The following is a 1,993-nucleotide window of genomic DNA, read 5'->3' as shown; positions in this document are numbered from 1 at the left end:
GTTGTTCTTTATATTGTTGAACGGATGCAATTCGGCAATTTATTCTGCCTGAATCAAAAGAACATCGCCACGGACCTTGAAATATCACAGCCGATGGTCAGTAAGCTTTTTTCTTCATTGAAGAAAAAAGGTGTGATCGTCGTTGACCACGAGAAGAACAAATACATCAATGCCAATATATTCATGAAAGGGTTAAAGCATAAATCCGATTCTGAAACATTAACCAACCTTCGCAGGGCATCGAATGACGGTGGTATGTATGAACCTGTATTCGACCAGTGAACGAGAGCAGGGCACCCCCCTGCCGCCCCGGTCGCAGCCGCTCCCTGCGCCACTTCTCGGGGCTGTTGGCACTTGGGCAGGGAACGCAGTTCTCGGGTTTCACAACATTGCCCTGACGGGATTTCTTGGGGTCAACGGGGCACAGCCCCTTGCCAGTTGGTGTGGGGTGGGAATGCAGGCGAAGCCGAAATGTACACCGCAGACCATGACTGGCTAACCCTGAAACGCTCGACGTTTTGGATGGCCTGCTACCTTGTTTATTGATTGGGGAAACTTCCCCAACGCACGGGGAACTTTCTTCCAGAAAGGCGGCCTACGGCCTTTCCCAGTGCTTCCCAATAGGGGATCACACAACACTGATTATGAATGCCTGAAAGCCAACGCTGGCGCGTTGTTTGGCAATTAATGAATGATTGAAAGTAATACCCCCACCACGGCCCTGCGGGTCGCGTCACCATGTGCCACGATTCCCCCAGACGGTTCCCGTCCGGCCGAACCTTCCCCGATATCACTCCGAAATGACATGTTCTTCCCGCTTCATGAGCAATACGGAACTTCCAACATACTCGGAATTGGCATTTAGAGCCGCTTACAGTGCGATTTCCATCATTTCCGGGGAAACCCCCAGGAACTGGAGCGAAGCGACTGTATGGGGATCTGTGACGGCTTTCGTGAATGCTGTTCTGGGCGACGATCCCCCAGCGGGGGGTCTAGCATCGGGGGGAGAATGTCGCACATCCGGTTGATGATGGTGGAATGACAATGACCCGCCATATTCGCATGGAGAGCAGAAGCCGTAGGCTTCCACCTGCCCCATGTTCGATGACCGAAGGTCAGCGTCTGCAACAGCCCCCAGCGGGGGCGCAGTGAGCGAAGCGCGCGGGGCGCAGGGGGGTTGTGATCCCCACAGATGAATAGATGGACGCGACGTGGAACAGCTCACGCACGCCACACGGATCGAATCCTGCACTTCCGTATATCCATTTGCTGGGTAAGCCCGCGTTACCCACAAGGCGTGCCGCTCCCGTAGATTTGGGCGTCCACGTCACGCCTTATGGATAACACTCAGAAAACGGAGCGAAGCGGAGTTTTCCCTTCTTACATTCTTTTTATTCTTAGAGACTCATTTTTTCCTAGTTTTCTGCCCCTTCCAGCCAACAAAATATAACCTACAGGTTATAAAAAATATAACCTACAGGTTAAGTCGATATAACCCCCAGGTTATATTTTTAGCTACTTGTTGATAATCATTCGCAACTAGATGGTTAACTTAATTTCCACCGGGTTATAAATTCATAACATCATCATGGTTATGAAAATTCACCACAGGTTAAAAATATGAACCAAATCTGATATACTAGATTCATGACACAAGGAGCATTGAACAATGTTGCACGAAGATTATGAGTATTCCGGTGGTAAAGATGACGGTTCTTTCAAAAAAGCGCAGGAATTACTGAAACGACGAACCAAGAGCCACGGAACACAACAAGTAAACGTTTTCATGAAAAAGGAAGGTGTTTCTACAATAAAACAGCCGTTTGTGATGGCCATGACAGGAGCAATGAACAAGATGATTAATGAGTATAAAGTCACAACATCTGAACTTCGGGTTGTTCTTTATATTGTTGAACGGATGCAATTCGGCAATTTATTCTGCCTGAATCAAAAGAACATCGCCACGGACCTTGAAATATCACAGCCGATGGTC

At 48.7% G+C, this 1,993-nt stretch carries 2 protein-coding genes; both read left to right on the top strand.

The genetic code is table 11. The features are described from left to right. Positions 1–282 (top strand): cyclic nucleotide-binding domain-containing protein (locus tag CFR72_RS17765; protein WP_208630105.1); only part of this gene is annotated, 282 nt, incomplete at its 5' end. A gap of 1,387 nt (positions 283–1,669) precedes the next feature. Continuing rightward, on the top strand, positions 1,670–1,993 hold a 324-nt coding region (locus CFR72_RS17005; RefSeq protein WP_146220790.1), incomplete at its 3' end, for a hypothetical protein.

The sequence above is a fragment of the Gluconacetobacter entanii genome (genome assembly GCF_003206495.1).
Taxonomy (GTDB): domain Bacteria; phylum Pseudomonadota; class Alphaproteobacteria; order Acetobacterales; family Acetobacteraceae; genus Novacetimonas; species Novacetimonas entanii.
The sequence above is the reverse complement of the archived record's forward strand: the minus strand, read 5'-3'. Positions and strand labels throughout refer to the sequence as shown.